Here is a 24,759-nt window from a genome sequence, read left to right as displayed (position 1 = left end):
GCGACCGTGGCCGTACTCACCAACCCCGCGACCGGCGCCGTCACCGGCGAAGTCGCCGACACGGACACCGCAGACGTCGCAAAGCGGGTGGCCACCGCGCGGACCGCGTTCGAGCAGTGGCGCGAGGCCACCCCGGCGGAACGCTCGCGGGTCCTGCTGCGCCTGGCCGACCTCGTCGAACGGGACGCGGACGACCTGGCCCGCCTGGAGGTCGAGGAGACCGGGAAACCGGCGTCGGTCATGCGCGACGGCGAACTGCCGTTCGGCGTGGACAACCTGCGGTTCTTCGCCGGCGCGGCCCGCTCGCTGGACGGGACGGGCGCGGGCACCCTGTCCGCCGGCTACACGTCCCTGCTGGTGCGCCGGCCCGTCGGCGTGATCGGCTCGATCGCGCCCTGGAACTTCCCGCTCATCATGGCGATCTGGAAGATCGGCCCGGCCGCCGCGGCCGGTAACGCGGTGGTGATCAAGCCCGCGCCACAGACGCCCCGCACCACCCTGGCGCTGGCGCGGCTGATCGAGGAAGCGGGCGCGCCGGCGGGTCTGGTCCAGGTCGTCACCGGTGGCGCCGACGTGGGAACCGCCCTGGTCACGGATCCGGGCGTGGACATGGTCAGCGTCACCGGATCGACCAGGACCGGCCGGGAAGTGATGCGCGGCGCGGTGCCCGGGCTCAAGCGAGTGCACCTCGAACTCGGCGGGAAGGCGCCAGCAGTCGTCTTCGACGACGCTGACCTGTCCGAGATGGCGATCGGCGTGGCGATGGGCGCGACGTACAACACCGGCCAGGACTGCACCGCCGCCACCCGGGTCTACGTCCAGCGGTCCGCCTACCAGGACGCGGTCGGCGCGCTCGAGGCGACGCTGGCGAAGGTACGCACCGGCGACCCCTGGTCGACCGAGACCGACATCGGTCCGCTCATCTCGGCCGACCACCGCCGCCGGGTGGCGGACTTCGTGGCCCGCGCGGCAACCGACGGCGCCACCATCGCGCTCGGCGGCTCGCCCGCGGACGGGCCCGGGTTCTTCTTTCCCCCCACCCTGGTCGTCGGCGCCGACCAGCGCAGCGAGATCGTGCAGGGCGAGGTCTTCGGGCCGGTCGTCGTGGTGCTTCCCTTCGACGACGAGGACGACGCGGTCCGGCTGGCCAACGACAGCCAGTACGGCCTCGCCTCCTCGGTCTGGACCCGCGACGTCGCGCGGGCCCTGCGGGTCAGCCACCGCCTCGACGTCGGCGTCACCTGGATCAACGACCACCTGCCGATCGCCTCCGAGGCACCGCACGGCGGGGTGAAAGGGTCCGGCTTCGGCAAGGACATGAGCCAGGAGGCCGTAGCGGAGTACTCGGTCACCCGACACCTGATGATCAAGCACGCGGCGCCCGCCGCCCGCGACTCCTTCCGGCCGGCCTGACCGTCGAGCGGCCACGGCGGAGGCGACGCGAGCGCGTGCCTGACACGTCGCCTCCTGCCGCGGAAGAAACCAGGTGCCCGGGATCGGGTGGGTTGAGTATCGTGTGGGCCATGTCGAGCCCAGAGGCATCCAGGGTGGGGGCTTTCGGTCACCCGTCAGCCCCCTGAACCACTGAAGTCGCAGTCCTGTCCGCCCGCATCAATGGCGGGATGACAGGAGCTGCCCTGGGCCGCTGACCGCGGTGACGAGACGTCTCATCCGATTTCTCATCACCTCGGAGTCACCCGATGCCTCTCCCGCTCTACCTGCTTGCCGTGGCCATCTTCGCCATGGGCACCTCAGAGTTCATGCTCGCCGGCCTGCTGCCGGACATCGCCGCGGATCTCGACGTTCCCGTGGGAACCGCGGGTCTGCTCACCTCGGCCTTCGCGATCGGCATGATCGTCGGCGCCCCGTTGATGGCGGCGCTCGCCCGCAACTGGCCGGGACGCTCGACCCTGCTCGGATTCATCTGTCTGTTCCTGGCGGCGCATGTCGTCGGCGCCGTCACCGGGAGCTTCGCCGTGCTGTTGGTGACCCGGGTCGTCGCGGCGCTCGCGAACGCGGGATTCCTGGCGGTCGCACTCACGGCTGCCGCTGGGCTGGTCCCACCGGACCGGAAGGGCCGCGCCCTGGCTGTGCTGCTGTCCGGCACGACCGTCGCCACCATCGCCGGGGTTCCCGGTGGCGCCCTGTTGGGTACCTTGCTGGGCTGGCGCGCCACCTTCTGGACGGTGGCCCTGCTGTGCCTGCCCGCGGCCCTCGGCGTGCTGCGCGGCATCCCCGCACAGCCGGGACGGCCGGACGAGCCGACCGGACCGGCCCTTCGGGGTGAGCTCGCTCAGCTGCGGCGTCCGCGACTGGTCCTCGTCATGCTGCTGGGGGCGCTGGTGAATGCGGCAACGTTCGGCACCTTCACCTTCCTCGCCCTCGTCGTCACCGACGCCGCCGGACTGGGATCCCTCTGGGTTCCTGTCGTGCTGGTGCTGTTCGGACTCGGCTCCTTCGTCGGCGTGACCACCGCCGGACGGTTGTCGGACCATCGCCCCGGTCTCGTCGTTGGCGTCGGCGGCCCCCTTCTGCTGCTCGGCTGGGTCGCCCTGGCCGTCTCCGCCACCCAACCAGGTGCCCTGCTCGTCCTTGCCTTCGTCCAGGGGGCGCTCTCGTTCGCGCTCGGGAGCACGCTCATCGCCCGCGTGCTGTACGAGGCCGCAGGAGCCCCGACCATGGCCGGCTCGTACGCCACCGCAGCGCTCAACGTCGGTGCCGCGGCAGGGCCACTCATCGCCGCGGCCACACTGGACACCGGTGCCGCCGAACTTGGTCCGGTCTGGGCGAGCAGTGTCCTGGTTGCGGTGGCACTGCTCCTCGCCCTGCCCTTCAGGCGGGTGGTCGCGAGTGGCCGACCAACGAGGCAGGCCGGTGACGGAGCGAACCAGGCCGCCTGCTCCGGCGGCAGGTGAAGACATCGGGCCTCAGCCGGGGCGGACCGCTGGCGCGAACGGCATGCCTGCGGCGGTCAGCCGGCGACGGGCAGGACGGGCTACGGTTGCCGGAATGCGGATCACCAAGTACACCCATTCCTGCGTACGCGTGGAGCACGACGGTGGGGTGCTGGTGATCGATCCGGGCACCTGGAGCGAGCCGCGCGCGCTCGTGGGCGCGGACGCCGTGCTGGTCACGCACGAGCACACCGACCATGTCGACGTGCTCCGGCTGGCCGGCCTCGGCGTGCCCGTGTACGCGCCGGAGGGCGCCCGGCTGCCCGACCTGGCGCCGCTGCCGGTGACCCCGGTCCGCGTCGGGCAGCGGTTCACCGCCGCCGGTTTCCCGGTGACGGCAGTCGGCGGCCGGCACGCGCCCGTGCACGACGGCCAGCCCGGCTGCGCCAACCTCGGTTACCTGGTGGGCGACGGCCTCTACCACCCGGGCGACGCGCTGCACGTGCCGGACGAGCCGGTGCAGACCCTGCTGATCCCCGGGCAGGCGTCGTGGATGCGCCTGGGCGAGGCGATCGAGTTCGCCCGGGCGATCCGGCCGCGCCACGCGTACACGATTCACGACGCGCAGGTCAACGAGCGGGGGCTGGCCAGTGTCACCGGCTGGCTCGCCGAGACCGTTCCGGGCTATCGCCACCTCACCGCCGGCGAGACCGCCTGACCTGCCGGCGCGGTCGAGCACTGGCCGTCGTCACCCGTAGGACAGAGTGGACGGCAGGTAGGGGAAGGTTTCCGGGTGTTCCCGGATGTTGACCGTTCGGCACCAAACGACCATCGAATGGCTTGTTTTCCCACCAGTCAGGGAGCACCTCGATGACACGTTCCCCCACCCGCCGCGTCCGCTGGGGCGCCATTCTCGCCGCTGGTGTCCTGTCCGCCATGGTCGGTGCCGCCGGAGCGGCCCCGCCGGCCACGGCCGCCGGCATGACGCCGGCCATCGCCTGGGCTCCGTGCGGGCAGGACGTCACCGCCCAGTGCGGCACGCTGTCCGTACCGGTCGACTGGGCCGACCCGGCAGGGCCGAGGTTCGATCTCGCCGTGGCACGTCGCGCGGCCACCGACCCGCAGGCCCGCATCGGCACGCTGGTGTTCGGCCCGGGCGGGCCGGGCGACTCCGGTGTGTCGCGGGTGGTGACCGGCATCGGCCGGTTCAGCGACGAACTGCGCCGCCGGTTCGACATCGTCAGCTTCGACCCGCGCGGGGTGGGCGGCAGCAACCCGGTGGTCTGTTCGCCGGAGCTGCTCGCCGGCCGGCCGTCGCCCGTACTGACCAGCCAGGCCGAGTTCGACGCACTGCTCGCCTACAACCGGCGGCTGCGAGACGACTGCCGGGCGCGGACCGGGCCGGTCTTCGACCACGCCGACACGCTCAGCACGGTGCGGGATCTGGACGCGATCCGGGCCGCCCTGGGCGAGGACCGGCTGACGTTCCACGGCAGCTCCTACGGCACCCTGCTGGGCGAGCAGTACGCGGAGGTGTTCCCGCAGCGGGTGCGGGCGCTGGTGTTGGAGAGCGCCGTCGACCACAGCCTCGGTACCCGGGGCTTCGTGACCACCCAGGCGGCCGCCGTACAGGACTCGTTCGACGAGTTCGTGGCCTGGTGCGACCGCGCGACCGCCTGTGCCCTGCACGGCCGGGACGTGCGGACGGTCTGGGCCGATCTGATGGCGCGCGCGGAGCGCGGCGAGCTGCGTAACGCCACCGACCCGGCCGTCCCGGTGACCCCGTTCGACCTCGTGGTGACCGCACACCGCGGGTTCACCGGGCCGGCCTGGGCGGACCTGGCAGGCCGGCTCGCGGTGATGAGCGCCGGCGGTCCGGCGGCGGTCGCGGCGTTCCCGCCGCTGGTCACCGCGGCCTTCTGCGCCGACTGGAGCCTCCCGGTGCGCGACTACCGGCAGTACGCCGACCTGCTGCGCCGGGCCGCCCGGGTGGCACCCGACATGCGGTATCCGGCGTCCCTGTGGGGGGCCGCCGCGTGCCTCGGCTGGCCACAGCCGGTCGCGAATCCCCAGCATCGGCTGACGGTACGCGGCACGCCCCCGCTCCTGATGATCAACAGCCGGCACGACCCGGCCAGTGGCTACCACTGGGCGTTGAACGTGCAGCGGCAACTCGGCGACCGTGCGGTGCTGGTGACGTACGAGGGCTGGGGCCACGGTGCGTACACCCGTAGCGCCTGCACCACCGGGGTGGTCGACGACTACCTGATCTCTGCGCGGGCGCCTGTCCCGGGCACGACCTGCCCGGCCGTCGAGCCCTGATCCGAGGACGCTCGAAGCCAGGATGACCCGAGCACGTGCTCGCCCGGCCACGACGACGTTCGGGCGGGCGGGCACTGCCGCGCGGTGGGCTATGGTGTCTCGATGCGGGTCCAGGAGGGGCGACACATGGTCGAGCAGCGCAACCGGCTGCCGATCCTCGTCGTGGCTACTGTGCTCGCCGCCCTGGTGTCCGCCACCGACCGCGTCACCGGAATGTGCATCGTCTTCCGGCTGGCGAAGCGGTCGATCCCAGGATGTGTGCCGGCGTGGTCGGCCGATCGGGCGCCGCCGCGTCCCCTCGGCATCGCCTGACCTCCTCCCGACACCCTGCCGGTCCCGGACCGGCACCATTCCTGGAAGACACCATGCCCACGCGCCACCCTGCCGGCCGGCCGGCCGATCGCCCGATCCGCCGGCGCTTGATGACCAGACCGATGATGCGACGCGTCGCCGTACGCCCGGCACCGTGCCCGACAGGAGTGGTGACATGCTGACCCCGGGCGCGTACGCCCGTCGCGGGCTGCGGCACATGCTCGCCATCGACCTGGGCACGTCGAGCGTACGGATCTGGTCGCCCACCCTCGGGCGGGTGATCGAGGAGCCGACGGTGGTGGCCTGGGGGCCGCCCGGTTCGCGGCGGGCCGTGGGCCGTGCCGCCCTCGACCGTGCCGCCGATGGCGACGCTCCCCTGGTGTGGCCGCTGCGTGACGGCGTCATGGACAACTACCCGGCCTGTGTACATCTGCTGCGCGTCCTGGTCACCGTCAACGACCTGGTCTGCCGCTCCGGCACGCCGGTGCTGGTGGGGGTGCCGGCCACCGCGACGCTGCGGCAGCAGAACCTGGTGCGGGCCGCCGTCCGGCGGGCGACGGGCGGCCGGGTCACCGTGGTGGAGGAACCGCTGGCCGCGGCGCTCGCCTGCCGGATCGACCTCGCCCGGGCCGAGGACGTGGTCGTCGTCGACATCGGCCACGGCCGTACGGAGGTGGTCCGGGTCGCCTGCGGCGCGGTGACCGACGCGGAGCGGGTCGACGTCGCCAACGCGGTGGATCAGGTGCCCGCCATCGCCGCCGTGGTCCGCCGGTTCACCCCGCGGTCGCAGCCGGCTGGTCCCCGACGGCTGCTGATCACCGGCGGCGGGGCGATCTCCGGCGTGGCCGCCCGCCTCGCCGCGCTCACCAACCGGTCCGTCACCATGCCGGCGAACGTCCGGCTGGCCACTATCCAGGGGCTCACCCTGCTCCTGACCGCCGGGCACGAGCAACCCACGGACGGCCCGCCCGGCCCGCTCGGGCAGTGACCCCGCATCCTGGCCACCGGCGACGACACCCGGTGGTCAGGGCCCAGGGCGCAGCGCCGCGAGCTGGATCTGCAGCGCCAGACGGGTGCGCGGCGACTCGAGGTCGAGGTGCACGACCTCGGCGAGGCGGCGCAGGCGGTGCCGGAGCGTGTTGGGGTGTACGTGCAGCTGCCGGGCGGCCTTCCTGGGATCGCCCTGCTGCTCGAGCCAGGCGGCGAGCGTGGCGACGTAGTCGGTGCCGTGTTTCCGGTCGTGGGCGACGAGGTCGGGCAGCGGCCCGCCGATCAGCAGGTCCCCCTCCGGCACGGTGCTGACCACGCGATGCACGACCACCTCGGCCCAGACGTCCTCGAACCGCAGCACGGAGCCGCGCCGGCGGGCCGAGCCGTGCAGGGCGAGCACCTCCGCCGCCTCGGCGCGTGATCGCGGCAGGTCGCTCAGGTCGCTGGCGACGCCACCGGACGCGGCGCGCAGCCCCGGGTCGTGTGCGGCGATGTCGCGGATGAGGCGGTCCAGCCACCGCCACGAGCCGGGTGTCTCGCCCTGGTCGACCACGACGGCGAACAGGACGTCGCCGACGTCGGCGAGCAGCGGCTGGCGCCAGCCGTGGCGGCGGCTGATCGACTCCCACAGGGCCAGGTTGTGCACCATCTCCCCGGTCCCGCCGTGCGCCCCGAGCGCGACGACCCGCCACGGCCCCTTGGGAAGGCCCAGCTCCTCGGGGCCGGTGCGGGCGGGGGCCCGCAGGGCGGCCCGGAGCCGGTCGGCCGACACCCGGCGGGCGACGTCGGCCTGCACCCGGAGGCGGAGCAGGTGCAGCGCCAGCGCGGACGCCGCACCTTGGAGATCGCGCAACCGCTCGTCCGGCAGCGGCCCCTCCACGACCGCCCAGATCGAGCCCAGCAGCTCACCCCCGGCGCGGATCGGGATCACGAGCCGCGGCAGCGTCCCGTCCGGGCCCTGCGGCACGAAGATCAGCTGGCTGCCCGTGGCGAGCTTGCGGAACACGCCGCGGGTCCGGAAGTGCGCGATCACATCGCCGGGGACGCGTCGTCCGACGATCGTCGACACGCGCGCCGGGTCGGTGCGGTCCTGCCGCGAGGAGTAGGCGATCACCCGGTACTGGGCGTCCTCGATCGTCACCGGCGCGTCGACGATGGCGGCGGCCGCGTCGGCAAGGGCGAACAACTCGTCGTACACCCCGGTCTCGCCGGTCTCTGGGGAGCCGGGCGCGGCGGCCCTGTCGATCACCCCGCGGAGCAGCCAGACCAGCTGGGCCCACGACCCGTGGCTCTGCAGCTCGACCAGGGTCACCTCGCGCTCGGCGGCGTACGTCGTCACGTCGGGGTGCGCGGCCAGCGGCGGCTTGAGCACGAGCCCGGCGGCCGCAGCGGCCGCGCAGCGTTCGATCACGGCGCGCGCCTGGTCCGGGGTGACGACGCCGGCCCCGAGCACGAGGTCCCCGCTCTGCCCGGTCGGCGCCTCGTCGAGCTCGGCGAGGGTCACGTCGCGCACCTCCGCCTCTCCGGCGGGCACGACGATCTTGAGCAGCGCCGCGCCGACGGCGTCCACGGTGCCAGCCACGGTGATCATGACCAGATTGTGCCTCGGCGTTGTTCGGTTCGACCAATCGCACAGACCAGCATTGGCCTGGCGAAACAATGACGTCTCGGCACGGCACAGCCAGGATTGGGCCCGATCCCGTAGTCGTGAAGGAGACAAACGATGCCCGCCATCGAGCCCCTGCCCGCCCCTCAGCGCGTCGCCGTCATCGGCGCGGGGATGGTCGGGCTGGCCACCGCCTGGTTCCTGCAGGAACGGGGGGTCCAGGTCACCGTGCTCGACCGTACGGGTGTGGCGGCCGGCGCGTCCTGGGGCAACGCGGGCTGGCTCACCCCCGGCATCACCACTCCCCTGCCCGAGCCGGCGGTCCTCCGCTACGGGCTGCGCGCCGTCCTGAGCCCGTCGTCGCCGGTCTACGTGCCGCCGCGCGCGGACGCCCGGCTGCTGCGGTTCCTGGCCGGCTTCACACGGCACAGCACCGCCGCCAAGTGGCGGACCGCCATGCACGCCTACATCCCGATGAACCGGCGCGCGTTCGAGGCGTTCGACGCCCTCGCGGCCGGCGGGGTCGAGGCGATGACGCACGAGGCGAAGTCGTTCATCGCCGCGTACCGGACCGAGGCCGAGCGGTCGGTCCTGCTCGACGAACTGGCGCACATCCACGCCGCCGGGCAGGAGATCGAGTTCGACGTCCTGACCGGGGCCGAGGCGCGCGAGGTGGAGCCGTCGCTGTCCGACACGGTCGGCGCCGCCATCCGCCTGCACGGCCAACGGTTCATCAACCCCGGGGAGTACGTGCACGCCCTCGCCGACTCCGTGCGCGCCCGGGGGGCGTCGCTGGTGACCGGGGCGGCCGTCGTCGGCCTTCACGACGAGGGGTCGGGGGTCCGGGTGGTGACCACCGCCGGCGCGGACGAGCGCTATGACGCGGTGGTGCTGGCAACCGGCACCTGGCTCGGCGAACTCGGCCGGCGCTTCGGGGTCAAGACCGTCGTGCAGGCCGGCCGCGGATACAGCTTCAGCATCCCGATCGAGCACGTCCCGTCCGGTCCGGTCTACTTCCCGGCGCAGCGCGTCGCCTGCACGCCGCTGGGCGATCGGCTGCGCGTCGCGGGCATGATGGAGTTCCGCAGCGCCGAAGCACCCCTGGACCGTCGCCGCATCCTCGCCATCGCCGAGGCGGCACGACCGCTGCTGCGCGGCGCCGACCTGGACGCCCGCACCGACGAATGGGTCGGGGCGCGACCCTGCACCCCGGACGGGCTGCCGCTGATCGGCCGGACAAGGTCACCGCGGGTCTTCGCCGCCGGCGGCCACGGCATGTGGGGCATCACCCTCGGCCCGCTCACCGGCAACCTGCTCGCGGAGCAGATCATCACCGGCCGTCAGCCCGCGGAGCTGAACCCCTTCGACCCCCTGCGCTGACCCGTCACCTCGTCGCCTCGGCGGTCGTTTGCGGCCACCGAGGCGCGGTCACGCCGACCGCCGCGCCGCCGACCCGGCGGGCAGCCCGGCCGCGCTGCCCGCCACGACGAGGGCAGACCTGCACACGTGACCGGCACCAGCGGGCGGAGCGCCACAGCGCTCCGCCCGCTGGCGTTTTGCTATCGGAAGGAACTGATCGTGTACGTGACGAGCAGGCAGGACGAGCTAGGTGTGCTGCGGATCGTCCTGGAGGAGCAGTACGAGCGGCACACCACCCAGCTCGCGCTGCTGGCCCGGCAGGCCCGCCAGCTGCCCGGCGAGCAGACGGACCTAGCGGCCACGTCCGCGTTGACCGCCGCGTCCCGCCGGGCGCTGGGCGACATCGCCCGGGCCCTGCACTACCTGGAACAGGGCCGTTACGGGACCTGCGAGGAGTGCCGCGACGACATCCCGATCGAACTGCTGGCGCTTCGGCCGGCGGCCCGGTTCTGCACCACCTGCCAACCCCAACCGGACCACCAGCGCCGCCCGTAGCAGACACATCGCTCGCCCGCGCATCATCGAGAACGTGAGACCGCCGCTCCGGTCAGGTCCTCTCGGTGCACCGTACCCAGCAAACGGCCCTCCGGGTCGGTGACGATCACGTAGCTGAGGTGGTGGGCACGCAGGTGCGACTCGACGGCGGCCAGCGCTACCTGGGGACGCACCGTCGAGGGGCCGGACTCCATCGCTTCGTGGACGGCGGTGCCGGAGGCGGCATCGAGGGCAGCGTGCCGGAGCCGGCCGAGCAGGGTACGGTCGCCGGCGACAACAAGGGCGAACCGGTACGGGGAGGCGTCGACGCGGGCACGAACGGTGGCGAGCGCCTCCTCGGGACGGGCGGTGGGAACGTTGTGGCGCAGGCAACTACCCGCGGTAGGAGCGCTGGCCGCGGCACCCTCGGTGGGCAGGTTGTGCGCGAGCCAGTCCACCTTGCCCGCGGCGTAGTCGTAGACGTCGGTGAACCCGAGAGCTTCGAGCCGGCACGCGGCTCGCGGACTCAGGTCTCAAAGGCCGTCCCAGCAGTAGACGACGATCGGGCGGGTACGGTCGAGGCCAGCGGCCGTGCCGGGGCTGAGGGTCTTGAGCGGGATGTTCAGCGCGCCGGGCAGATGCTGATCGGCGTACTCGGCCGCAGGCAACACCTCGACAAGCTGGGCACCCACGTCAAGCAACGCCCGCAGCCGCGGCAAGTCGATCCGGGCGGCCATCAGTCGGCCGCCAAGGCCGACCCCCGGCGCTGCAGGGCGGCCAGGATCCACTCATCGGGCGGGGTGCCGCGAACACCATCCGGGGCCGGGTAGAGCCGGCACTGCAGGCCGTAATCCGTGCGTTGCCCGGCGGTCGGGTCGATGTCCACGCCGTCGATCCGCAGCGTCGGTGATCCGAGGAAACGGTGCGCCTGGGCATCGACGTCAGTCTCCACGGCGCGCTCGTGGATCCGCTCGTCAACCCCAGCGGCGTCGAGCAGCGCCCGCAGGTGCGGCATGAAGACCTCGTGGCTCGGGCAGCCGTCGAAGTACCACACCTCGATCACGCTCGTCCTCTCCTCGGCGGCCGGCCGCTCCGCGTCGAAGCCCTGCGCCCGGCCGTGTGCAGGTCGAGCCGGCGCCCGCCGCTTCCGCGTCTGTACCACGTCACCTATCGCCGACAAGCAGGGCCGCGAGGGTTGCCATGGTGCGGGTCCTAGGGACATGTCGACCTTAGCGGCACCGCGCCGATCGCGTACCGGATCGGTGACGCATGACAGGATCCGTTGATGCAGATGCCCAAGCCCAGCGACGCTGACAAGGACTTCTTCCGGTCCGTGGTCGCCGACGTGCCGGGGGTCGAGGTCAAGCCGATGTTCGGCAATCTCGGCGCGTTCGTCAACGGCAACATGTTCGCCGGGCTGTTCGGCTCGTCGGTCGGCGTGAAACTCGCCGCCGATGACCTGGCCGAGCTGGGGACGATCGAGGGCGCGGGACCGTTCGGCCCGGCCGAGCGGCCGAGGGGCGGATACCTGTCGCTACCGCCGTCATTCACCGCCGAGGAAGCGACCCGGTGGGTCAACAAGGCACACGCGTACGTCGCGACGCTGCCGCCCAAGAAAAAGAAGAAGTAGCAGCCGCAGTAACGTTCGTCGGACCCGGCTGCTCTCATCGGTGGCCATGGGCCGAGGTACGTCGTGGCGGTGTGGGCCGGGCGGCTCGATCATCAGACAATCCGGTTACGGAGGGGTAGCCGCTCTCGTGTCACCTGATTTCCTGGCGATGGTTCTCCGTGCGTTCGGGGTGACGACCGACCAGGAGTCCAATGCGCGGCTCGAGTCGCGATCCGGCGCGGGCGTTTGTGCCGTACGCACAAGTGACGGCCGCGCCGCGTACCTCAAGGTCACCCCCGCCACGCTGGGCCCGCAGGCGATCGCGGCCGCCCGGCGGGAGCTACGCTTCTACACCGAGATCGCGCCCGTCGCGCCGGTACGCGCGCCGAGGCTGCTCGACTGCCTGGACGCCGGGGACGGCGTGGCCGTGCTACTGGCGGCGGCGGGCGAGACCCGACGGGTGCCAGAGTGGACAACGGGTACCTGGGCCGCCCTGGGTCGGGACCTGGCCGGCCTGCACGACATGCCGATACCGACGGGCACGGACTGGCAGCGCCCCGATGCCCTCCAGGAAGCTCTGACCGACCCGAACCTGGCCGAGATCGACTCTTTCTGGGCATCGGCGCTCCCCCAGCTCGGCGAACTCCTCGCCCGGCGCGCCGAGCTGATGGAGCAGCTACGGGCGTTGCCCCCGGCCTTCGTCCACGGCGACTGCCACACGGCCAACCTCGTGCACTCCGCCGGCGCCATCGTCTTCTGCGACTGGCAGGCGGCGGGCATCGGCCGCCCCGCCTCCGATCTGGCGTTTCTCAGCGTCCGCGCCACACCCAATGGCGCCATCGTCCCACCGGCGCTGCTCGACGCGTACCTGGACGCCCGGGCGTGCGACCGCCGGGCGCTGCGGCGCGCGTTGCTGGCGGAGGAACTCGCCGTCTTCGTCTTCCTGTGGCCGGCTTTCGCGGCGCTCAACAGCCCGCAGGGGATCGCCCGCGTCCGCCGGCGAACCCTGCGCCTCTCACGGCGGTGGTTCTCGACCGCGGGTTGATCAGGACCTTTTCAGCCAATCACATAGACGGTCTTGATATCGATCTATATCTATTTATAGGCTGGCCCGGTCCCCGCTCGACCCGTCCCCGTTTGGAGCGTGAACGATGCGTCTGCCCAGGATGTCCAGGATCCTCGCCACCCTCGCCGCCGCGACGGTGGCGGCGCTCGGTGTCGTCGCCGTCGAATCGGCCCCGGCCTCCGCCGCCGTCCGCAACGTCTGTTACAACACCAGCCAGGCCGGACCGTTTGCCGGGTATGCCAACCAGGCCGCCACGATCTGGAACAACGCCACGAACAACATCAACATGGCCCCGTGCGGCTCGAACCTGATGATCTACTACACCTACGGCGGCGGCTCGTACGCCGTCCGCTACAGCCTCGGCAACGGCTACGTGGTCATCGATTATTACCAGGCCCAGCAGTACTCCCCACTGCGGATCATGACCCACGAGATCGGGCACATCCTCGGCCTGGCCGACAACTACAACGGCAACTGCGCCATCCTGATGTCCGGCGGCAGCGCCGGCACCAGCTGCACCAACCCGTACCCGAGCGCCGGCGAGGCCGCCGCAGTCGACTCGTACTTCTCCTTCGCGACTCGCGGCGCGACGACGGCGCAGGTCTTCACCGACAGCTGGCCGGCAGCCGCGGCCGTCCTGCGCTGACACCGCGGTGAGACCCCGGCCGGGTCGACGGTCCGCCGACTCGGCCGGTCCCCGCGCGGATGTGAATCGGGCCATCCATCCTTGTCACAGCGCTGGGCGACCGGGTTGGGTCGACACCATGGCCCGCATCGCGTATGACAGCCGGGACGCCGCGGCATTCGCCGCCACCCGCCACCTGCCTGACCAGGGACTGGCCGCCTGGCGCGCGGCGGTGGCCCGGCACCTCCAACCCAGACCCGGCATGCGGATGCTCGACCTCGGCGCGGGCACCGGAATGTGGGCCGCGGCCTTCACCGACTGGTACGACGACCTGGACGTCATCGCGGTCGAGCCGGCCGAGGCGATGCGGGCCCGCTGCACCCATCCCCACCTGCTTCCGGGCGAGGCCGCCGACATTCCCCTGCCCGATGACAGCGTCGACGCGGCCTGGCTGTCCACCGTGGTCCACCACGTACCGGACCTGACGGCCGCGGCGCGGGAACTGCGTCGTGTGGTGCGCGGCGGCGGCCCGGTGCTGATCCGGTCGGCCTTCGCCGGCCGGCACCAGGCGATCGGGCTGTTCCGATTCTTCCCGGAGGCCATCCGCGTCCTGGGCACGTATCCCAGCGTGGGCGAGGTCGAAGCGGCCTTCGGCGCGTGCGGCTTCGCCGTCACCGGATTCGAGCAGGTCCCCCAGACGACCTCGCCGTCGCTGCGCGAGTTCGCGGCCAACCTGCGCCGGGAGGCGCACACGCCACTGCAGCTGATCACCGACGACGAGTACGCTGCCGGACTGGCCCGGCTTCACCGGGCCGCGCGATCGGAGCAGGGGCCGGTGATCGACGCACTGGACCTGCTGGTCCTTCGATAGGGCCCCGATCGCGGCGGCCCCACTTTTCCGGCGCCGACCGGGCCTCTTGAATCACCTGCCCGGACTGCCATCACCCAGGGTGATCAACAAGTTGCATAGTGATGTTTGCCGATGAGATCGTGGGGAGATGATCGCCCCCGACGTCAACGCTGGATTGCCTCACCCCTTCTACGTCGATGCCGATGGCGTCAACCGGCCGCCCGGCCCGGAGAAGCACCCGCACTACGCCCGGCTCGCCGCCTCCGGCTCGGGCGTCGTACCCGTGGTCCGGCAGGTCGCCGGCGAGCTGGTCCCGGCACTGCTGATCTGCCGCTACGCGGACGTGCGGGAGGTGCTGCGCCGCCAGGACTTGTTCTCCCGGGCCGCCGCCGCGCCCGCCGACCAGATCGACGTGACGGGAACCATGCTCGGGATGGACGGCTCGGAGCACGCGACGGTACGCGGCACGGTGAAGGACTCCTTCACCAAACCGGCAGTCGCCGAGCTGAGCGCCATGGTGCGGACCGCCGCCGAGGCCCAGTTGGTGGCGCTGACCACCGCTCGCCGCCCGGCCGATCTGGTCCGGGACTTCGCCATCCCGTTCACCCTGGACGTCATCTGCGACCTACTCGGCCTGCCCGGTGAGGATCGGCTGCAGTTCCGCCGGTGGGGCGACATGTTCCTCGGCGCGGGCGATCTCAGCCGCGAGGAGGCCGCCCGGTCGGCCGTCGAGATGGGCGGCTACCTGTGGGGCCAGCTCGAGCGGCGGCGGGAGTGCCCCGCCGGCGACCTGCTGACACAGATCGCGACGACCGCCGCGGACCAGCCGATGGACGTCCAGATCAAGCTGCCGATCTCGCTGGTGGTGGGTGGCTGGGAGACCGCCGCCAGCTCGATCGCGACGTTCGTCCACGTGCTGCGCACCCGTCCCTACTCCGGAGACCGGACGGGGTGGGAGTACCTGCTCGACCACCCGGAGAAGGTGGACTCCGCCGTCACCGAGCTGGAGCGGCTCTACTCCACCTCCAACGGCGACGAGATGCCGCGCCGGGTGATGGCGGACGTGCGGCTGCCCAGCGGCGCGCGGCTGTCCGAAGGGGACATCGTCATTCCCTCGCACGACGCCGCAAACCGCGATCCGGACGTCTTCCCCGATCCGGAGCGGATGGACTTCGACCGCGATCCCAATCCGCACCTCTCCTTCGGATACGGCCCGCACTACTGCATCGGCGCGCACCTGGGCGCCCTGGAGGTCCGTACCGCGATCGCTCTGCTGCTGCGGGAACTCCCCGGCCTGCGGCTCGCGGTGCCCGCCGACGAGGTGCGGTGGAAGGCCGGGCACGCGATCCTCGGCCCGACGGCCCTGCCGGTGACCTGGTAGGGGCACGGGCCCAGGGTCGCGCTGCCCCGGCCGCGCGGCGGCGGATCAGTCGCGGGCGGCGACCAGGGTGCCGATGGCGCCCGCCGCCACGGTCAAACCGGCGGCGGCGACGAGCCGGTGCCGGGACAGCCAGGCTTGGGGGCTGTGGCTGTGGGACCGGCCGGCGAAGCTGCCCCGGGCGCCGAAGTCGTGGCCGTCCGGGCCGTCGACCGGCTGCCACAGGTTCGCCGGCCGGTGCGGATCGGCCGACTGGTCGGTCTGCTGGGACTGGTACCCGGTACGGGCCAGGTAGCGGTCGAGCAGGCCGGGCGCGATGCGGTTGCCCAGAATGGTCAGGGCGGTGGAGACGCCCACCCAGTACTCGCGGCGGCCGGGCCGGTCCGCGGCGCCCACGATGGCCCGGGCCGCCACCTCCGGCTCGTAGATCGGCGGCACCGGCTGGGCGTTGCGGGGCAGCCGGGACAGCAGCCAGTCGAACTGGGGTGTGTTGACCGCCGGCAGGTGGACCATGGTCACCCGCACCTTGCTCCGGTCGTGCATCAGCTCGCACCGCAGCGACTCGGTGAACCCGACGATGGCGTGCTTGGCCCCGCAGTAGGTGGCCTGCAACGGTATCCCCCGGTAGGCCAGCGCCGACCCGACCTGAACGATCGTCCCCTCGTCGCGAGGTGTCATGTGGGCGAGCGCGACCCGGGTGCCGTGCACGTACCCCAGGTAGGTGACCTCCATCGCGCGCCGGAACTCCTCCGGCCGGGTCTCCTGGAAGGGCGCGAAGACGGAGCTGAAGGCGTTGTTGATCCACAGGTCGATCGGCCCGAGTTCGTCCGCCACCCGCTGCCCGGCGGCGACGACCTGGTCGTACTCGGCCATGTCCACCTCGACGGGCAGGGCCCGGCTGCCTTCCGCCCGGACCTCGGCGGCGGCGGCGTCGAGGCCGGTGCGCCCTCTGGCCAGGAGCGCGATGGCGATGCCCCGCTGGGCCAGCAGCCGGGCGGTCGCTCGCCCCACCCCCGCGCTCGCGCCGGTGATCACCGCAACCTTCGCGTCCCGTCTGGTTCGCCGCATGTCACCCTCCCGGTGTCGCCTGTCCTCTACCGGCTACCCCGTGCCCGCCCGGGTAACCACGCGTGCCGGATCCAGGTGTACGGCGCCACGGGACGGGTAGTGCCCTGCGACCCTGCGGGGAGGTGCGGCAGTGGATCAGGACGAGGGGCCGGACCACGCCGCGGCCGTGGCTGTCGCGGGCCCGAACGTGCTGCGGGAGTACGCGCTGATCGCCGACGGCCGCCGGGGCGCGCTCGTCGGCCCGGACGGGAACGTCACCTGGCTCTGCGCCCCCGGCTGGGCCGATCCGCCGGTCTTCAGCCGACTGCTCGGCGGCCGGGGCGACTACCTGGTGACGCCGGCGAACCGGCGGTTCGTCTGGGGCGGGCACTACGAGGCGGCCTCCCTGATCTGGGTGAGCCGGTGGGTGACGACGGACGGGATCATCCAGTGCCGGGAGGCGCTGCTCTTCCCCGGCGAGCGGCACCGGATCGTGCTGCTGCGGCAGGTCCAGGCGGTGGACGGGGACGCGGTCGTGCACGTCCGGCTTTATCCGCGGGCCGACTTCGGCCGGGAGCCGGTACGCGAGGTGCGCCGGGCGGGACGGCACTGGCTGGCCCGTACCGGCGGGCTTTACCTGCGGCACACCGGTGGCGAGATGCTCGGGCAGAGCAGCGAGGGCCTGCTGTGCGGCGAGCTGACCGTACCGGCCGGCGGCCGGCACGATCTGGTGCTGGAGATCGCCACCCGCCCGCTCGACGACGCGCCGCCCGAGCCCGACGGGCTGTGGCGGACCACCGAGGATGCCTGGCGGCAGGCGGTGCCGGGCCTGGCCGGGGGTCCCGCGCAGCGGGACGCGGTCTTCGCGTACGCGGTGCTGCGCGGCCTGACCCAGCCGGACGGTGGGATGGTGGCGGCGGCGACCGCGTCGCTGCCGGAGCGGGCGCTGGCCGGGCGCAACTACGACTACCGCTACGCCTGGCTGCGCGATCAGTCCTTCGCCGGCCGGGCCGGCGCGCTGGTCGGCCGGTACGACCTGCTCGACGACGCGGTCGCATTCGTCACCGAGCGGGTGCTGGCGGACGGGGACCGGCTCGCCCCCGCCTACACGGTCGACGGCCGTCCGGTGCCGCCGCAGGAGGAACTCGCCTTCCTGCCCGGCTATCCGGGCGCGCCGGTGCGGGTCGGCAACTGGGTCGGCGGCCAGTTCCAGCTCGACGTGCTCGGGGAGGTCCTGCTGCTGCTGGCGATCGGCGGTCGGCACGACCGGCTGGACGACGCCGCGTGGCGGGCGATGGAGGTGGCCGCGCGGGTGATCGGCGACCGCTGGAGCGAGCCCGATTCGGGCATCTGGGAGCTGTCGCCCCGCCGGTGGACCCACTCGAAGCTGATGTGTGTGGCCGGGCTGCGGGCGGCGGCGCGGGTCGCGCCGGCCGGGCTGGGCGGGCGGTGGGCGGCCCTCGCCGACACCGTCCTCGCCGACACGGCCACGCACGGCCGCCACCGGTCCGGGCGCTGGCAGCGGGCGTACGACGACGAGCGGGTCGACGCGGCGCTGCTGTTCCCCGGGATCCGGGGGGCGCTGCCGGCGGGCGATCCGCGGACCGAGGTGACCCGGCGAGCGGTCCTGCGGGAGTTGGAGTGTGACGGCTACCTGTGCCGGTTCCGTCCCGACGCGCGGCCGCTCGGGGACGCGGAAGGCGCCTTTCTGCTCTGCGGCTACGCGGCGTCGCTGGCCGCGTGGCAGGCCGGTGACGTCGTCGAGGCGAACCGGTGGTTCGAACGCACCCGCGTCGCCTGCGGTCCGCCGGGGCTGTACACCGAGGAGTACGACGTGCAGCAGCGACAGTTGCGCGGCAATCTGCCGCAGGCGTTCGTGCACGCGCTGATGTTGGAGACCGCGGTGACGCTCGGTCAGGCGGTGCCCTGTTCGCCACCCGGCTGACCGGCCGTCCGGTGGCCGTCGCCCTGGGCCGCGGTCCCGCCGGCCGCCCGCCGGGCCGCCGTCACCGCCTCCGCAGCCGGGCGGCGAGCGCGGCGGCGGGCGCGAGCGCGGCCAGCCCGACGGAGCCGGTGGCGAGCAGCCGAGCGGCGCGGGACGGCCGGTCCGGGCGCCGTGCCCACTGTCGCTCGGGACGGGCGGTCACCGGGTCGCCGTGCAGGCCGGCCCGGAGCAGCTCGGCGAGGTGGATCGCCGACCGTCCCCCGGACGCGCCCTGTTCGACCTGGGTACGACAGCTGAAGCCGTTGGCCAGGATGACGTCGGTGTCGGCGGCGTCCCGCACGGATGGGAGCAGCACCCGCTCGGCGCACGCTTCGGAGACCTCGTAGTGACCCGTCTCGAAGCCGAAGTTGCCGGCCAGGCCGCAACAGCCCGAGTCGAGGAAGTCCGCCTGCACCCCGGCCTCGGCGAGCACCGCCTGCTCGGCGCCGGTGCCGAGGATGGCGTGCTGGTGGCAGTGGGTCTGGATCAGCGCGTGCGCGGGCAGCCTGGGCGGCCGCCAGCCGGGGGTGTGGTCGTGCAGCAGCTCGGCCAGGGTGACGGTCTGCTCCCGCAGCCGGGAGATGTCCTCGTTGTCGGGGAAGAGTTCCCGGGCGTCACTGCGGAAGACCGCCGTGCAGCTCGGTTCCAGGCCCACCACCCGGGTGCCGGCCCGCAGGTGCGGGCGCAGCACGTCGACGGTCCGCTGGATCACCCGTCTGGCGACGCCGAGCTGCCCGGTGGAGATCCAGGTCAGCCCGCAGCAGACGGCCTGCTCCGGCACCCGCACCCGCCAGCCGGCCGCTTCCAGCACCTCGACCGCGGCCTGCGCGATGCCGGGGTGGAAGTGGTTGGTGAAGGTGTCCGGCCACACCAGGACCTCGCCGCGCGAGCCGTCGCCGCCCGGGGTACGCCGGGCGAACCAACGCTGGAAGCTCTCGGCGGCGAACAGCGGGATCTCCCGGCGCTGGTCGACACCGCCGGCCAGCTTCGCCAGCCGGTCCAGGCCGGGGGCCTGCGCCAACGCGTTGACCAGCCGCGGGGCCCGGCCGGCGACCGCCGCCGCGAGCGGCAGCCAGCCCATCGAGTAGTGCGCCCGGGGACGGAGCCGGCCCTGGTAGTGGTGGGACAGGAACTCCGCCTTGTAGGTCGCCATGTCGACGTTGACCGGGCAGTCGGCCTTGCATCCCTTGCAGGCCAGGCAGAGGTCGAGGGCGTCCCGGACGGCGTGGGAGCGCCAGCCGTCGGCGATGACACCGCCCCGGGCGGTGCCGTCGAGCATCTCGAACAGCAGCCGCGCCCGGCCTCGGGTGGAGTGCTCCTCCTCACGGGTGACCATGTAGGACGGGCACATCACCCCGCCGTGCGGCCGGCGGCACTCGCCCACCCCGACGCAGCGCAGCACGGCCCGCCCGAAGCTGCCGGAGTCGTCGGGGTAGCGGAACCGGGTGTCCACGTCACCGTGGTTGTAGTCGACACCCAGCCGGAGGTGGCTGTCCAGCGGATAGGGGGCGACGACCTTGCCCGGGTTCATCCGGTCGTCGGGATCGAAGATGGCCTTGAACTGCCCGAAGGCGCGGATCAGCCGGTCGCCGAACATCTTCGGCAGCAGTTCTCCCCGGGACTGGCCGTCGCCGTGCTCGCCGGAGAACGAGCCTCCGTAGGAGACCACCAGGTCCGAGGCGCGTTCGATGAACGAGCGGAACTGCCGGACACCCTCGGCGGTGGTCAGCTTGAACGGGATGCGGGTGTGGACGCAGCCCTGCCCGAAGTGTCCGTACAGGGACGCCTGCTCGAACCCGTACTCCTGGTAGAGCCGGTTCAGGTCGCGCAGGTAGTCGCCGAGCCGCTCCGGGGGGACCGCCGAATCCTCCCAGCCCTCCCAGGTGTCCGCCTCCCCCGGCACCCGGGCGGTCGCGCCGAGGCCGGCCTCGCGGACCCCCCACATCTGCTGCTCGTGTGCCTCGTCCTCGAAGCGGTGCACGGTCGGCCCGCTCTCGCGCCGCAGCGCGTGCAGCAGCCGCTGCAGGGCGGCCTCTGCCTCCTCCGGCGTGCCGCCACCCATCTGCACCATCAGCCAACCGCCGCCCTCGGGGAGCAGGTGCAGGGCGGCGGCGTGCAGGTGCTTGCGCTTCTCGAAGTTGATCAGTTTGTCGTCGAGGCCTTCGAGCGCGACCGGCTGGTGCGGCAGGATGTGCGGCACGTCGTCGGCCGCCGCGGCGATGTCCGGGTAGCCGAGGAAGACCATCGCCTTGGCCGGCACCACCGGGACCAGCTTCAACCGGGCCCGCAGCACGGTGACCAGCGTGCTCTCCGAGCCGACCAGGGCCTGCGCCACGTGGAAGTTCTTCTCCGGCAGCAGGCTGTCCAGGTTGTAACCGGAGACGCGGCGCGGGATGTCCGGATAGCGGGTGCGGATGTCGCTCAGGTACTCGTCCCGCAGCGCCCGCAGTTGGCGGTAGATCTCGGCCGGCCGGCCGCCCCGACGCTGGATCTCGGCGTACGCCTCGTCGCTGGTCTCGCCGACCCACATCCGGGTGCCGTCGTAGAGCAGCACCTCCATCTCGACGAGGTTGTCGACCGTCTTGCCGGTGCGCTGCGCCGTCGAGCCGCAGGAGTTGTTGCCGATCATGCCGCCGATGGTGCAGTGGGTGTGCGTCGACGGCTTCGGGCCGAACTCCAGCCGGTGCGGGGCCAGCAGTTCGTTGAGCGTGTCGAGCACGACGCCCGGCTCCACCAGGCACGTCTTCGCGTCGGCGTCCACCTCGAGCAGCCGGTTGCAGTACTTCGACCAGTCGATCACGACGGCGGTGTTCGTGCACTCGCCGGCCAGGCTCGTGCCGCCGCCACGGGACAGGACCGGAACGCCCAACTGGCGGCACACCCCGATCGCGGCGACGGCCGCGTCGATGGTGCGTGGCACCACCACGCCGAGCGGGAGCTGCCGGTAGTTGGAGCCGTCGGTCGAGTAGGCGCCCCGGGACCCGGCGTCGAACCGCACCTCGCCGTCCACCACGGGACGCAACCGGGCGGCCAGGGCGTCCAGGTCAACGTCGGTGGCAGGCGCGGGTGACCGGGTCACCGGGTCGGGCAGCGCCACCGGCCGAGCGGTGACCCGGGTCATGACCGCAACTCGTTGATCTTGTCTCGGGCCACGCTGGCCAACGTCGCCTTCTTGTGCGGCTCGCCGCGCAGGAACGCCTCGGTGAAGTGTTTGGCCTGCTCGTAGCGGACCTTGCCGGGCATGGGCGGCTCGTTGGGGTTGACGTCGCAGTCCACCAACGCCGGCCCCGGATGCGCCAGCGCCTCCCGGATCGCCCCGGGCAGCGCCTTCGGGTCGGTGACCTTGACGCCGAATCCGCCGCAGGCCCGCGCCCAGGCCCCAAAGTCCGCCTCCGGCTGCCGGTGCCGCACCGCGTACTCCGGGTAGCCGAGGATGATCTGCTCCCACAGGATCTGGCCGTACGCGTTGTTGTTGTTGATCACCACCTTGATCGGCAGCTCGTGACGGACGGCGGTGAGGAACTCGGCCATCAGCATGGCGAAACCACCGTCGCCGACGAACGCGATCACCTGCCGACCCGGGAACGCCTGCTGCATGCCGACCGAGTACGGCAGACCCGGTGCCATGGTGGCCAGGTTGCCGGACAGGTAGAACTCCCGGTTGCCGCGAATGGTCCAGTGCCGCGCCGCCCACGTGGCGATGGTGCCGGAATCGCAGGTCAGGATGGCGTCCGAGGTGGCGGCCTCGTCGATGCAGCTCATCAGGTACTGCGGGGCGATCGGGTCGCGACCCGAGTCCTCCAACGCTTCCATGTCCGCGCGCCACGAATCCCGCGCCCGCTGGTACTTCTCCAGGAAGGACCGGTCCGACCGGGACCGGAGCATCGGCAGCAGCTGCTGCAACGCCACCTTGGCGTCCGCGGTGACAGCCGCGTCGATCGGCAGACGCAGACCGATCAGGCTCGAGTCGATGTCGATCTGCACCACCCGCGCCTGGCCCGGCGAGGGCAGGTACTTCCCGTACGGGAAGGAGGTGCCCACCATCAGCAGGGTGTCGCACTCCTCCATCAGCTCCTCGCTCGGCTTGGTGCCGAGCAGGCCCAGACCGCCGGTGGTGAGCGGGTGGTCGTCGGGCACCACCATCTTCCCGGACAACGTCTTGACGATCGGGCTGGCCAGCGCCTCGGCCACGGCGAGCACCTCGTCGCGGGCCCTACGGGCGCCGATGCCGACCAGCATGGCGACCTTCTTGCCGGCGTTGAGCACCTCCGCCGCGCGGGCCAGGTCGGCCTGCGCCGCCGGCACCGGGGGCTGCGACACCACCGGGCTGCTCGTCGGCGGTTCCCCGGGGCTGACGTGCCGGTACGGGTCCGCCCCCGCCGCGGCGACCTGCACATCGTTGGGGAAGGACAGGTGTGCGACGCTGCGCCGGGCCAGGGCGTGCCGGATGGCGATGTCAACCACCCCGGGCAGCTGCTGCGGGTTGGTGACCATCAGGTTGTACGCCTCCGCCACGTCCTGGTACAGCAGCGGCGTGTGCACCTCCTGCTGATAGTGCGAACCCAGCACCGAGGTCTCCTGCATGCCGGTGAGGGCGAGCACCGGCACGTGGTCAAGCTTGGCGTCGTACAGGCCGTTGAGCAGGTGGATCGCCCCCGGCCCGGAGGTGGCGGCACACACCCCGATCCGCCCGGTCGCCTTGGCGTAGCCGGTGGCCATGAAGGCCGCCGCCTCCTCGTGGTGCACCAGCACGAACCTGAGCTTGTCCCGCTGCCGGCGGAAGCCCTCCATCAGGCCGTTGATGCCGTCCCCGGGAAGGCCGAACACCGTGTCGACGCCCCACTCCACCAGCCGCCGGGCCAGGGTCTCGCCTACGATCTCCTGCACGTCGAACCTCCTGGTCCCGGGTGCCGACGCGTCCGGAGTGTCACCGGCACGTCCCGAGTCTCCGGCAGTCACCAGAGCTCGTGTCGGCAAACCTGCAAATGAGCCGGCATCTCCCCCGTCACGGGCCGGTTCCCGCGTGTGGGGACGTCACCTGCGACGACCAAGGCGAGCCGCGAGATAGCCGATGATCAGCCCGGCGGCCACGATGGTGGCGGTACGCCCGGTAGCGGCCGCGCGGAGCCGGGTGAGTCCTTCCCGGGGATCGGCGACAGCACCGGCCACGTTGCCGGCCGCGCCGACGATGACATCACTCATCCGGCTCATGTTCATCGCCCTGCCACCTCTCCTGGTGCGGCCTGCACCTGCCGTCCATACCCGTCACTCAACGCGCCAAACGCCGGATTCCCACCCGCGGACCGGCCGGCGGACGGGCACCGGCGCGGCCGGGTCACCGTTCGAGGGGCCTGCTCGACGAGCCGGTACGCGGCGACGGCCGCCGCGCCGGCCAGCCGGGCAGCCGCGGCGGCACACCCGCCACGAGCGGGACCGCTCGCACGGCGCCGGTCCAGGGGTGGTGGGTTACGTGACGTAGTCGGGGCGGCAGTTGCAGGAACGCTCAGCGGTGGGCGACGCCCCTCAGCGGACGCGCTGTGTCTCCCGCCAGTCCCGCACGGCGTCGCGGATCCGGTCGAAGACCGCCAGCGGCGGGCCGGCCAGGAGGTTCGCCGGTGCGGATTCGCCGCTGTGCGGATGCGGGCGGGTGGGTGCCGTCTGCTCCGCGGCGCGGACCGCGCCGGCCATCCGTACCAACTGCTCCTGCGGCACCTGCTGCCGGAGGGACCGGAACTCCTCCGCCTCCTCACGGTCGGCGTGCTGCGCCACCGCCTCGCTGAGCTTCGCCAGTTTGGCGTTGAACTCCGGGTGGTCGACGCCCATGTCGTAGAGCTGGGCCAGCTCGCGCTTGGCCTGGTCCTCCTCCTTTCGGCGACTGTCGACCACCTGCTCACCGGAGTCGATCCGGCGGCGGGCGACGGGGTGTACGACCTCCTCCTCGGCGGTCTCGTGCACCGCCAGGAGGCGGACCAGGTCCTGGAACAGCTCGCGCTTCTGGGTGCCCTTCGGCTCACTGGCCACCCGGCTGAACAGCGACTTGATCTGGCTGTGCTGGTCGAGAAGGACGTCCACGACGTCCTGCTGCTTTCCTGCCATCAGGGCGACCCCATTCTCGTCTGGGCGTGAAGACGGGACAGGGTTCCCGGAATCCGGACGTTCACTCGTTGGGATGACGCGCGGCGC

The 24,759-nt window shown here is 72.5% G+C and carries 23 protein-coding genes; 14 read left to right on the top strand and 9 right to left on the bottom strand.

Annotated elements, in window-relative coordinates; genetic code table 11:
- The first annotated feature begins 6 nt into the window (after positions 1 to 6).
- The 6 genes from FXF52_RS24280 (at position 7) to FXF52_RS24255 (ending at position 6,516) form a co-directional block, all read left to right on the top strand.
- Complete coding sequence (locus FXF52_RS24280; protein WP_148800437.1) at positions 7 to 1,413, top strand: aminobutyraldehyde dehydrogenase; 1,407 nt, start codon at positions 7 to 9, stop codon at positions 1,411 to 1,413.
- A 287-nt stretch (positions 1,414 to 1,700) separates the two neighbouring features.
- Positions 1,701 to 2,915 carry a Cmx/CmrA family chloramphenicol efflux MFS transporter gene (locus tag FXF52_RS24275; RefSeq protein WP_148800435.1) on the top strand — a complete coding sequence of 405 codons (1,215 nt, stop codon included), beginning with the start codon at positions 1,701 to 1,703 and terminating at the stop codon, positions 2,913 to 2,915.
- Positions 2,916 to 3,009: 94 nt separating this feature from the next.
- The gene (locus tag FXF52_RS24270; RefSeq protein WP_148800433.1) at positions 3,010 to 3,612 is read left to right on the top strand and encodes an MBL fold metallo-hydrolase; all 603 of its coding nucleotides are present in this window, start codon (positions 3,010 to 3,012) and stop codon (positions 3,610 to 3,612) included.
- Positions 3,613 to 3,764: 152 nt separating this feature from the next.
- On the top strand, positions 3,765 to 5,216 hold the full coding sequence (locus FXF52_RS24265; protein WP_148800431.1) for an alpha/beta hydrolase: 1,452 nt from the start codon (positions 3,765 to 3,767) through the stop codon (positions 5,214 to 5,216).
- A 102-nt stretch (positions 5,217 to 5,318) separates the two neighbouring features.
- Positions 5,319 to 5,528 (top strand): hypothetical protein, encoded by a 210-nt coding sequence (locus tag FXF52_RS24260; RefSeq protein WP_148800428.1) that lies wholly within the window; start codon positions 5,319 to 5,321, stop codon positions 5,526 to 5,528.
- A gap of 175 nt (positions 5,529 to 5,703) precedes the next feature.
- Entirely contained in the window at positions 5,704 to 6,516 is an 813-nt protein-coding gene (locus FXF52_RS24255; RefSeq protein ID WP_148800426.1) for a rod shape-determining protein, read from the top strand.
- Positions 6,517 to 6,552: 36 nt separating this feature from the next.
- Here the strand turns inward: FXF52_RS24255 and FXF52_RS24250 are convergent, their stop codons facing one another.
- The gene (locus FXF52_RS24250) at positions 6,553 to 8,109 is read right to left on the bottom strand and encodes a CdaR family transcriptional regulator (RefSeq protein WP_148800424.1); all 1,557 of its coding nucleotides are present in this window, start codon (positions 8,107 to 8,109) and stop codon (positions 6,553 to 6,555) included.
- Between the two features lie 132 nt (positions 8,110 to 8,241).
- Here FXF52_RS24250 and FXF52_RS24245 point away from each other — a divergent pair, with 132 nt between their 5' ends.
- Together FXF52_RS24245 and FXF52_RS24240 are read left to right on the top strand one after the other, a co-directional pair.
- Positions 8,242 to 9,504 (top strand): FAD-binding oxidoreductase, encoded by a 1,263-nt coding sequence (locus FXF52_RS24245; RefSeq protein ID WP_148800422.1) that lies wholly within the window; start codon positions 8,242 to 8,244, stop codon positions 9,502 to 9,504.
- Between the two features lie 198 nt (positions 9,505 to 9,702).
- Positions 9,703 to 10,038: a TraR/DksA C4-type zinc finger protein gene (locus tag FXF52_RS24240; protein WP_187413667.1), complete on the top strand. Its 336-nt coding sequence runs from the start codon at positions 9,703 to 9,705 to the stop codon at positions 10,036 to 10,038.
- Between the two features lie 23 nt (positions 10,039 to 10,061).
- Here FXF52_RS24240 and FXF52_RS24235 read toward each other — a convergent pair whose 3' ends face one another.
- The 3 genes from FXF52_RS24235 to FXF52_RS24225 all read right to left on the bottom strand — a co-directional run bounded on the left by FXF52_RS24235 (position 10,062) and on the right by FXF52_RS24225 (position 11,179).
- Positions 10,062 to 10,475 (bottom strand): CBS domain-containing protein, encoded by a 414-nt coding sequence (locus FXF52_RS24235; RefSeq protein ID WP_148800418.1) that lies wholly within the window; start codon positions 10,473 to 10,475, stop codon positions 10,062 to 10,064.
- Positions 10,476 to 10,550: 75 nt separating this feature from the next.
- Positions 10,551 to 10,754: a rhodanese-like domain-containing protein gene (locus FXF52_RS24230; RefSeq protein ID WP_148800416.1), complete on the bottom strand. Its 204-nt coding sequence runs from the start codon at positions 10,752 to 10,754 to the stop codon at positions 10,551 to 10,553.
- The gene (locus FXF52_RS24225; protein ID WP_187413666.1) at positions 10,754 to 11,179 is read right to left on the bottom strand and encodes a thioredoxin family protein; all 426 of its coding nucleotides are present in this window, start codon (positions 11,177 to 11,179) and stop codon (positions 10,754 to 10,756) included. Before FXF52_RS24225 ends, FXF52_RS24230 begins: the two co-directional genes overlap by 1 nt.
- A gap of 123 nt (positions 11,180 to 11,302) precedes the next feature.
- Here FXF52_RS24225 and FXF52_RS24220 point away from each other — a divergent pair, with 123 nt between their 5' ends.
- The 5 genes from FXF52_RS24220 (at position 11,303) to FXF52_RS24200 (ending at position 15,548) form a co-directional block, all read left to right on the top strand.
- Positions 11,303 to 11,647 (top strand): TfoX/Sxy family protein, encoded by a 345-nt coding sequence (locus FXF52_RS24220; RefSeq protein WP_148800412.1) that lies wholly within the window; start codon positions 11,303 to 11,305, stop codon positions 11,645 to 11,647.
- A 148-nt stretch (positions 11,648 to 11,795) separates the two neighbouring features.
- Positions 11,796 to 12,671 carry a phosphotransferase family protein gene (locus FXF52_RS24215; RefSeq protein ID WP_187413665.1) on the top strand — a complete coding sequence of 292 codons (876 nt, stop codon included), beginning with the start codon at positions 11,796 to 11,798 and terminating at the stop codon, positions 12,669 to 12,671.
- 106 nt (positions 12,672 to 12,777) lie between these two features.
- Positions 12,778 to 13,338: a snapalysin family zinc-dependent metalloprotease gene (locus FXF52_RS24210; protein ID WP_148800408.1), complete on the top strand. Its 561-nt coding sequence runs from the start codon at positions 12,778 to 12,780 to the stop codon at positions 13,336 to 13,338.
- 118 nt (positions 13,339 to 13,456) lie between these two features.
- A complete protein-coding gene (locus FXF52_RS24205; RefSeq protein ID WP_148800406.1) occupies positions 13,457 to 14,188 on the top strand; it encodes a class I SAM-dependent methyltransferase in 732 nt (243 codons plus the stop codon).
- Positions 14,189 to 14,315: 127 nt separating this feature from the next.
- The gene (locus FXF52_RS24200; protein ID WP_148800404.1) at positions 14,316 to 15,548 is read left to right on the top strand and encodes a cytochrome P450; all 1,233 of its coding nucleotides are present in this window, start codon (positions 14,316 to 14,318) and stop codon (positions 15,546 to 15,548) included.
- A 45-nt stretch (positions 15,549 to 15,593) separates the two neighbouring features.
- Here the strand turns inward: FXF52_RS24200 and FXF52_RS24195 are convergent, their stop codons facing one another.
- Positions 15,594 to 16,613: an SDR family oxidoreductase gene (locus FXF52_RS24195; RefSeq protein ID WP_148800402.1), complete on the bottom strand. Its 1,020-nt coding sequence runs from the start codon at positions 16,611 to 16,613 to the stop codon at positions 15,594 to 15,596.
- A gap of 130 nt (positions 16,614 to 16,743) precedes the next feature.
- Here FXF52_RS24195 and FXF52_RS24190 point away from each other — a divergent pair, with 130 nt between their 5' ends.
- Positions 16,744 to 18,537 (top strand): glycoside hydrolase family 15 protein, encoded by a 1,794-nt coding sequence (locus tag FXF52_RS24190; protein WP_255472286.1) that lies wholly within the window; start codon positions 16,744 to 16,746, stop codon positions 18,535 to 18,537.
- Between the two features lie 61 nt (positions 18,538 to 18,598).
- Here FXF52_RS24190 and FXF52_RS24185 read toward each other — a convergent pair whose 3' ends face one another.
- From FXF52_RS24185 to FXF52_RS24175, 4 genes are all read right to left on the bottom strand, one after another.
- Complete coding sequence (locus FXF52_RS24185; protein WP_148800400.1) at positions 18,599 to 21,697, bottom strand: FAD-binding and (Fe-S)-binding domain-containing protein; 3,099 nt, start codon at positions 21,695 to 21,697, stop codon at positions 18,599 to 18,601.
- The gene (locus FXF52_RS24180) at positions 21,694 to 23,463 is read right to left on the bottom strand and encodes a thiamine pyrophosphate-dependent enzyme (protein WP_148800398.1); all 1,770 of its coding nucleotides are present in this window, start codon (positions 23,461 to 23,463) and stop codon (positions 21,694 to 21,696) included. The genes FXF52_RS24185 and FXF52_RS24180 overlap by 4 nt, the downstream gene beginning before the upstream one ends.
- A gap of 147 nt (positions 23,464 to 23,610) precedes the next feature.
- Positions 23,611 to 23,778 carry a hypothetical protein gene (locus tag FXF52_RS41805; protein WP_187413664.1) on the bottom strand — a complete coding sequence of 56 codons (168 nt, stop codon included), beginning with the start codon at positions 23,776 to 23,778 and terminating at the stop codon, positions 23,611 to 23,613.
- A gap of 321 nt (positions 23,779 to 24,099) precedes the next feature.
- Positions 24,100 to 24,672, bottom strand: coding sequence for a hemerythrin domain-containing protein (locus tag FXF52_RS24175; RefSeq protein ID WP_148800396.1), 573 nt, complete (start codon positions 24,670 to 24,672; stop codon positions 24,100 to 24,102).
- Between the last annotated feature and the right edge of the window lie 87 nt (positions 24,673 to 24,759).

The sequence above is a fragment of the Micromonospora sp. MP36 genome (genome assembly GCF_008119785.1).
GTDB lineage: Bacteria > Actinomycetota > Actinomycetes > Mycobacteriales > Micromonosporaceae > Micromonospora.
This window is presented reverse-complemented; position numbering and strand designations above follow the sequence as displayed.